At 66.2% G+C, this 1,190-nt stretch carries 2 protein-coding genes; one reads left to right on the top strand and one right to left on the bottom strand.

Annotated elements, in window-relative coordinates; genetic code table 11:
* The coding region (locus EOC06_RS37520) for a GntR family transcriptional regulator (protein ID WP_128310131.1) at positions 1–446 on the bottom strand (446 nt) is incomplete at its 3' end.
* Between the two features lie 104 nt (positions 447–550).
* On the opposite strand from EOC06_RS37520, the gene EOC06_RS37515 reads away from it, so the two are divergent.
* On the top strand, positions 551–1,190 hold a 640-nt coding region (locus tag EOC06_RS37515; RefSeq protein ID WP_164899006.1), incomplete at its 3' end, for a DMT family transporter.

The raw sequence follows: 1,190 nt of genomic DNA, 5'->3' as shown, positions 1-1,190 counted from the left end.
TAATCGGCCAGTGCGACATCGTCGGCACGCGCTGCCGTGCGCAGTGCCCGGCGCAGACCTGCCTGCGGCATCCACGAGGCCGGCAGCCAGCCGCAGCCGGGTTTCAGCATGTCGTCGCCGGCCTCCAGGGACTGGCGTGAGATCCAGAGTGGATCGACCGCGCGGTCGAGGCGGGGGCCGATTTCGGCCAGCGACAGCGGCGCCAGCGATCCGGCGGCATAGAATCCGGAGCCCGGCCGCGAGCGGATCGTCCCTTCGGCGGCGAGCCGCTCATAGGCTTCGACCACGGTGGATTTGGACACTCGCATGGATTTGGCAAAGGCGCGGATCGACGGCAATTGCGCTCCCGGCGTCAGGCTGCGCGCCGCGATCCGCTGGCGGATCGTCGCCATGATACCTTCGACCAGCGTTCCGCTGCTCTCGCTTCCTGTGGTCTGTTTGTCCATCCGTACTGCTCTGCTAAGCATGACAGTTTTGCATAATTGTACCGCATTGTCTCTGGCGATGCCACCGGCTCCGCGCGATACGGAGCCGACAAACGGAGCATACGATGGACAAGACCGCGAGCGGCTGGATGAATGGATTCATCGGCGTGTTGATCTTCAGCGGCTCCCTGCCGGCAACGCGCGTGGCGGTGAAGGATTTCGATCCGACATTCCTGACCTCGGCCCGGGCGGCGATTGCCGGCCTGCTTGGCCTGGCGCTGCTGCTTCTGTTCCGGCAGAAACGCCCGGAGCGCGGCGATCTGCTGTCGCTGGTGATCGTCGCACTTGGCGTGGTTGTCGGCTTTCCCTTGCTGACCGCGTTGGCGCTCAAGCACGTCACCACGGCCCATTCCATCATCTTCGTCGGCCTGCTGCCGTTGGCCACTGCGATCTTCGGCGTGCTGCGCGGCGGCGACCGTCCGCGCCCGGCGTTCTGGCTGTTTTCATGCATCGGCAGCGCGCTGGTCGCGGGTTTTGCCCTGACGCAGGGCGTGACGGCCTCGCTGGTGGGCGATGGTCTGATGCTGGCTGCCATCATCGCCTGCGGCCTGGGCTATGCCGAGGGCGCTGCGCTGTCTCGCAGGCTCGGCGGCTGGCAAGTGATCTGCTGGGCGCTGGTGCTGTCGCTGCCGATCATGCTGGTGCTGACGCTGATGACCATGCCGCCTTCGTTCGACGGCGTCGGCGTCAGTGCGTGGATAGGGC

Origin of the sequence: Mesorhizobium sp. M7A.F.Ca.MR.362.00.0.0 (assembly GCF_004023175.1) — a bacterium.
Lineage (GTDB): Bacteria > Pseudomonadota > Alphaproteobacteria > Rhizobiales > Rhizobiaceae > Mesorhizobium.
Note: the sequence above shows the minus strand (reverse complement) of the source record. Positions and strands in the feature narration are given on the sequence as shown.